Source organism: Micromonospora sp. RV43 (assembly GCF_001029515.1).
GTDB lineage: Bacteria > Actinomycetota > Actinomycetes > Mycobacteriales > Micromonosporaceae > Micromonospora > Micromonospora aurantiaca.
This window is the reverse complement of the sequence record NZ_LEKG01000266.1, coordinates 1-6,563: the sequence shown is the minus strand read 5'-3', so window position 1 is coordinate 6,563 and position 6,563 is coordinate 1. Positions and strand designations below refer to the sequence as shown.

At 75.0% G+C, this 6,563-nt stretch carries 4 protein-coding genes and 1 pseudogene; 3 read left to right on the top strand and 2 right to left on the bottom strand.

Annotated elements, in window-relative coordinates; genetic code table 11:
• Nucleotides 1–827: pseudogene (locus ABD52_RS35365) on the top strand (tetratricopeptide repeat protein); the annotation flags it as partial.
• A gap of 4 nt (nt 828–831) precedes the next feature.
• On the opposite strand, the gene ABD52_RS35360 reads toward ABD52_RS35365, so the two are convergent.
• On the bottom strand, nt 832–2,235 hold the full coding sequence (locus ABD52_RS35360; RefSeq protein WP_047894593.1) for a cell wall metabolism sensor histidine kinase WalK: 1,404 nt from the start codon (nt 2,233–2,235) through the stop codon (nt 832–834).
• The gene (locus ABD52_RS35355; RefSeq protein WP_013284915.1) at nt 2,232–2,888 is read right to left on the bottom strand and encodes a response regulator transcription factor; all 657 of its coding nucleotides are present in this window, start codon (nt 2,886–2,888) and stop codon (nt 2,232–2,234) included. The genes ABD52_RS35360 and ABD52_RS35355 overlap by 4 nt, the downstream gene beginning before the upstream one ends.
• Before the next feature lie 95 nt (nt 2,889–2,983).
• On the opposite strand from ABD52_RS35355, the gene ABD52_RS35350 reads away from it, so the two are divergent.
• Together ABD52_RS35350 and ABD52_RS35345 are read left to right on the top strand one after the other, a co-directional pair.
• Nucleotides 2,984–4,093 (top strand): sigma-E factor regulatory protein RseB domain-containing protein, encoded by a 1,110-nt coding sequence (locus ABD52_RS35350; protein ID WP_047894592.1) that lies wholly within the window; start codon nt 2,984–2,986, stop codon nt 4,091–4,093.
• A 241-nt stretch (nt 4,094–4,334) separates the two neighbouring features.
• A complete protein-coding gene (locus ABD52_RS35345; RefSeq protein ID WP_235437657.1) occupies nt 4,335–6,554 on the top strand; it encodes an AAA family ATPase in 2,220 nt (739 codons plus the stop codon).
• Nucleotides 6,555–6,563 lie beyond the last annotated feature (9 nt).

The following is a 6,563-nucleotide window of genomic DNA, read 5'->3' as shown; positions in this document are numbered from 1 at the left end:
CGCCTGTGGTGCCCGCCGCCCGGGTGCCCCCGCCGGCCGAAGGGCCGCACGACCTGCCGCCGTACTCGCCGCCCGCGCTCGACGAACCGGTCGAGACGCCGCTCTACCACCCGCCCGGACGGGCCGCCGAGACTGCGCACGTGCCGACGCCGCGTACCGCGCCGGAGGCCGACGGGTTCGACGACTACCCGTGGCCGCCCGACGAGCCGGCCGAGCAGCCGTGGCGCCCGGACGCCGACCCGCTGCCGCCCACAGTGGTCGGTCTCGCCGACGACCAGGCCGGGGTACGCCGCGTGCCGCCGCCCCCACCCGAGCCGCCGTCGCGCTACCTGCCGGTGCACGTGCCCCGGCCACCCGTCGCGGAGCGGCGCGCCCGGCCCTGGCTGCCGCTCGTGGTGCTCGGCGTCGCGGTGGCGCTGCTGCTCGGCACCGTCGCGGTGATCGCCGGGGTGTCCCGGGTGGACGACGGCCGCGACGCCCCGCCACCGGCCACCAGCGCTCCGCCGCCCACCTCCGCCGGTCCCGTGCCGTCCACTCCCGCAGCCGCCAAGCCTGGCACGCCGCCCGGAAGGTTCACACTCACCGACCGGCGCGACAGCATCGTGCTGAGCTGGACGTACCCGGCCGGCGCGGAAGGGCCGGTGGTGGTCGCCGGGGGCCGGTCCGGGCAGCCGCAGGGCACGTTCGCGACGCTGCCCGCCGGGTCGGCCGACTACATCGCCTACGGGCTCGACCGCACCACCGACTACTGCTTCACTGTGGCACTCGTCTGGTCCACCGACACGGTCGCGCGCACCGGCCCGGTCTGCACCAAGCGCCGCCGCTGACCGCTCACTCCGCGTCCGGCTCGGCCAGCGCGGGCAGCCGTACCGTCGCGCGCAGCCCCGGCGCGGCGGCGCCGGGCGTCGCGTCGGCCAGCTCCACCGTGCCGCCGGCCCGCCGTACCAGCTCACGCACGATGGCCAGGCCCAGGCCCGCGCCGCCCGCGTCGCGGGCCCGCGCGTCGTCGAGCCGGGTGAACCGGGCGAACACCCGCTCCCGGTCCGCCGCCGGGATACCCGGCCCGTCGTCGGTCACCGTGATCAGGTGGTACGCCCCGTCCGGCCCGCTCACGGCCAGGTCCACGGCGGAGTACGCGTGCCGCAGCGCGTTGTCCACGAGGTTCACCAGCACCCGGCGCAGCTCCCCCGCGTCCCCCTCGACCCACCGGGGCGCGTCCGGCGGCGTCAGCCGGACCGGCGGCGACGGGTAGCGGGCGGCCACACCGCGCAGCAGCTCCCCCAGCTCCACCGGGCCGACCGGGGACGGCCGGGCGTCCTGCTCGTCGAGGCGGGCCAGCAACAGCAGGTCGTCCACCAGGCGGCTCAGCCGCTCCGTGTCGGCGAGCAGGTCGTCGGCGACCGCCGGCCAGTCGGTGTCGCCGCCGAGACGCCGGGCCACCTCCAGCTCGGTACGCATGTTCGTCAGCGGGCTGCGCAGCTCGTGCGCGGCGTCGGCGACGAACGCGCGCTGCCGGTCCCGGGACGCGGCCAGCCGGTCCAGCATGTCGTTGAGCGTGACCGCGAGCCGGTGGATCTCGTCCTGCCCGGCCGGTACGGGCAGCCGCTCCGCCCCGGCCCGCCCGGTGATCTCGGCGGCGCCGCTGCGCAACTGCTCGACCGGGCGCAACGTCGCGCCCACCACCCGCCAGGCCACCACGCCGAGCCCCGCCACCAGCAGCGGGAAGCCCACGAGCAGCAGGTTGCGGACCACGTGCAGGCTGTGCCGCACGTCGGTGAGCGACTTGGCGACCAGCACCGTACGCGGCTCCTGCGCCGTGCCGGCCGGCACCGTGACCACCCGGACCGGGCCGGGCATGCCGGCGCGCCGCCCGTCGACCACCAGCCGCTGCCGCTGCCCGGGACGCAGCTCGTCCGGGCCGAGCATCGGCACGAGGCGGTCCGCGTCGATCGAGGCGGCCCGGATCCGGCCCTGCGCGTCGACCACCTGCACCCGCAGCTGCCCGCCCGCGACAGGCAGCGGGTCCGGCAGCGCGTCCTCGGCGGTCAGCAACGCGACCGCGTCGGCGGTACGCAGCGCCTCCTCGTCGACCGACCGTTGCAGCGTCCAGCCCAGCGCGCCCAGCAGCAGCGTCCCGCCGAACGCGAACCCGACCGCCAGCCCCACCACGCCCAGCGCGAGCAGCCGCGCCCGCAGGCCCAGCCGCGGCAGCGGGCCGCGTATCCACCGGCTCATGTGGCCAGCCGGTAACCGGCGCCGCGTACCGTCTCCAGCCGCTCCCGGCCGATCTTGCGGCGCAGGTAGCCGACGTAGACCTCCACCGCGTTCGGCGCGGTGTCGACCGAGGCGTCCCAGACGTGGTCCAGCAGCTCGGTCTTGGAGACCACCTCGCCGGGGCGGCGCATCAGGTAGTCCAGCAGCGCGTACTCGCGGCTGGTCAGCACCACCTCGGTGTCGGCCCGGGTGACCCGGCGGCGGGCCGGGTCCAGGCGCAGGTCGCCGACGGTGAGCACGGTCGGCCGCCGGGGCGCGCCGCGGCGCAGCAACGCCCGCAGGCGGGCCAGCAGCACCACGTACGAGAAGGGCTTGGTCAGGTAGTCGTCGGCGCCGCAGTCCAGGCCGTCGGCCTGGTCGTACTCGCCGTCCTTGGCCGACAGCATCAGCACCGGCAGCCAGCGCTGCTCGGCGCGCAGCCGGCGGACCACCTCGTAACCGGACAAACCGGGCAGCATCACGTCGAGGATCATCGCGTCGTACTCGCCGTGCCGGGCCGCGTCCAGCCCGTCCGGGCCGGTAGCCGCCACGTCGACCACGAAACCCTCCGCCGACAGGCCCCGGCGCAGCGCCGCCGCGAGCCGCGTCTCGTCCTCCACCACCAGCAACCGCACCGGTCAAGGGTGCCACCATGGGGTCACCCGTAGGGGATCTCCTCAGCGTGGTCACAGCGACGGTCGCGCAGCATGGAGCGCAGGAGGTGCACACTATGTCAGTGATGAAGAACCGCGCCGTGCTGCGCTGGCTGGTCCCGGTGACCGCGGGGGTCGCCGTGATCGGCGGTGGCGCCGCCGTCGGCACGTTCGCCGCCGGCGCCGACCCGGCGCTGCCGCCGCGCAGCGCCGCCCAGCTCCTGGAAGACCTGCGCACGTCCCGCCTGGAGGGGCTCTCCGGCACCGTGGTGCAGCGCGCCGACCTCGGCCTGCCGCCGATCGCCGCGCTCGCCGGCCAGGCCACCGGCAACGACCTGGCCGGCCTGGTCTCCGGTACGCACACGCTGCGCGTCTGGTACGGCGGCGAGGACCGGCAGCGGCTCGCGCTGGTCGACACGCTCGGCGAGCAGGACATCCTGCGCAACGGGCGCGACGTCTGGACCTGGAACAGCCGGGAGAACACCGCGACGCACCGGAAGCTGCCGGCCGACGCGCCGGACCATGCCACCGTGCCGGCCACCCCGGCCGACGCCGCGGACCGGGCGCTGGAGGCGATCGACCCGACCACCGCGGTCACCGTCGGCCGCACCGCAACGGTCGCCGGGCGGGACGCGTACGAGCTGGTGCTCACGCCGCGTGACAAGGCGTCACTGGTCCACCAGGTCCGGATCGCACTCGACGCGAAGGAGCACGTGCCGCTGCGCCTGCAGGTGCTCGCCGACGGGCAGGACGAGCCGGCGTTCCAGGTGGCGTTCACCCAGGTCGACTTCCGCACGCCGGAGGCCGACCAGTTCCGGTTCAACCCGCCGCCCGGCGTGAAGGTCACCGAGGCGACCGAGGGCGAGCGACCCGGACCGGCGGGTAAGCGGTTCGACAAGAAGGACGCCGAGAAGCCGGACGTCCGTACCGTCGGCACCGGCTGGACCACGGTGGTGGTCGCCAAGATCGGCGACGCGGCGACCGGCGGCGGCGCGAAGCCCGGCGCGGACGCGCCGGATGCCCAGATGCTGGGGCAGGTGCTCGGTGACCTGCCGAAGGTCAGCGGCGACTGGGGCAGCGGCCGGCTGCTCAGCGGCAAGCTGTTCAGCGTGCTGCTGACCGACGACGGCCGGGTGATCGCCGGTCTGGTCACGCCGGAGCGGCTCTACGAGGCCGCAAAGGGCTGAGAATCGCCGTGCCCGGGGCTCGGTCGGCTGACGCCGGCCGGGCCCCGAGTCGTGTCCGGGCTTGGTCTGGTGGCTGCCGACGCGCTATCTTTCTCAGTTCAGGCACAAAAAAGGAATGGCTTCTGAATGCCATTCCTGCGGCAATTTTAGTCAATGAGGAGCCGGATTGTCAACGCACTCCGACGTGTCGGCTGACCTGCGCCAGGACGACGAGATCGGCCGGGAACAGGAATACGTCTCGATGCTGTACGACCGGCTGGACGGCATGCGGGAACAGGCCGCCCGGCGGCTCGACGAGGAGTTGCGCCACACCGGTGGCACGCAGCAGGCCCGCTCGCAGCGCGACTCGACAGTCGCGATGTACGCCGACCAGGTCGAACAGTTCTCCGCTGTGGAGAGCGGCCTGTGCTTCGGCCGCCTCGACGGCGACGACGGCGCGGTCCGCTACATCGGCCGGATCGGGATCTTCGACTCGTCCGGCGACTACGACCCGCTGCTGATGGACTGGCGCGCCCCCGCCGCCCGGCCGTTCTATCTGGCCACCGCCGCCAACCCGCAGGGCGTACGCCGCCGGCGCCACCTGCGCACCCGCGACCGGAAGGTGACCGGGCTCAACGACGAGGTGCTCGACATCGCCGCCGCCTCCCCCACCGCACACGAGGAGGTGACCGGCGAGGCGTCGCTGCTCGCCGCGCTCAACGCCGGGCGCACCGGCCGGATGCGCGACATCGTCGAGACCATCCAGGCCGAGCAGGACCGGATCATCCGCGCCGACCTGCCCGGCGTGATGGTGGTCCAGGGCGGGCCCGGCACCGGCAAGACGGCCGTGGCGCTGCACCGGGCCGCGTACCTGCTCTACACCCACCGCCAGCAGCTCTCCACCCGCGGCGTGCTGCTGGTCGGCCCGAACGCCACGTTCCTGCGCTACATCTCCCAGGTGCTGCCCACGCTGGCCGAGACCGGCGTGCTGCTGCGTACCCAGGCCGACCTGTTCCCCGGCGTACACGCCCGCCGCGCGGAGCCGGCCACCACCGCGGCGCTGAAGGGCCGCGCGGTGCTGGCCGAGGTGCTGGCCGCCGCGGTCCGCGACCGGCAGTGGGTGCCCGACGAGCCGGTCACCATCGAGCTGCCGCAGCGGGAGGTGCTGACGCTCGACCCGGAGACCGTGCGGCAGGCCCGGGACCGGGTACGCCGCACCGGCCGCCCGCACAACCTCGCCCGCGCCCTGTTCGACGTGGAGATCGTGCACGCGCTCGCCGACCAGGTGGCCGAACGGATCGGCGCCGACCCGCTGGGCGGGGACAACCTGCTCTCCGAGGCCGACCGCGCGGAGATCCGCCGCGAGCTGCGTGAGGAGCCGGAGATCCGGGCCGCGCTGGACGAGCTGTGGCCGGTGCTCACCCCGCAGCGCCTGCTCGCCGACCTGTACGCCTCGCCGGAACGGATCGCCACCGCAGCGCCGATGCTCACCGACGCCGAGCGGACCGCGCTGCACCGCGAGCCGGGCGGCTGGACGCCAGCCGACGTGCCGCTGCTGGACGAGGCCGCCGAGCTGCTCGGCGAGGACGAACGTGCCGCCGTGGCCCGCCGGGAGCGGATCCGGGCGCTGGAACGCGAGTACGCCGAGGGCGTGCTGGAGATCTGGCGCGGCTCCCGCTCCATCGACGTGGAGGACGAGGCCGACGGCGGTGAGATCCTCGGCGTCACCGACCTGATCGACGCGGACCGGCTCTCCGAGCGGCAGGAGGAGTCCGACCGGCTCACCACCGCCCAGCGCGCCGCCGCCGACCGGAACTGGGCGTTCGGGCATGTGATCGTCGACGAGGCGCAGGAGCTGTCGCCGATGGCCTGGCGGCTGCTGATGCGCCGCTGCCCGAGCCGGTCCATGACGATCGTCGGCGACGTGGCGCAGACCGGTGCGCTCGCGGGCACGCCGTCGTGGGGCGAGGCGCTGGCGCCGTACGTGGCGGATCGGTGGCGGCTGGAGGAGCTGACTGTCAGCTACCGCACCCCGGCCGAGATCATGGCGGTCGCCGCCGACGTGCTCGCCGAGATCGACCCGGCGCTGCGGCCACCCCGCTCGGTACGCGCCACCGGCGTACCGCCGTGGGACCGGACCGTACCGGCGGACCGGCTGGTCACGGAGCTGGTCGAGGCGACGGCCCGGGAGGCGGCGTCGCTCGGAGACGGGCGGCTCGGCGTGCTGGTGCCGACCGGCCGGGTGGCCGAGCTGGGCGGCGCGGTGGTGGCGGCGCTGCCGGAGGCGACGGTGGGTGAGCAGCCGGAGCTGGCGAACCGGATCGTGGTGCTGACCACCGAGCAGGCAAAGGGCCTGGAGTTCGACTCGGTACTGGTGGTCGACCCGGCCCGCATCGTCTCCGAGTCCCCGAGGGGCCACAGCGACCTCTACGTGGCCCTGACAAGAGCCACCCAGCGCCTGGGCATCCTCCGCACCCCCTGACTCCCCCTC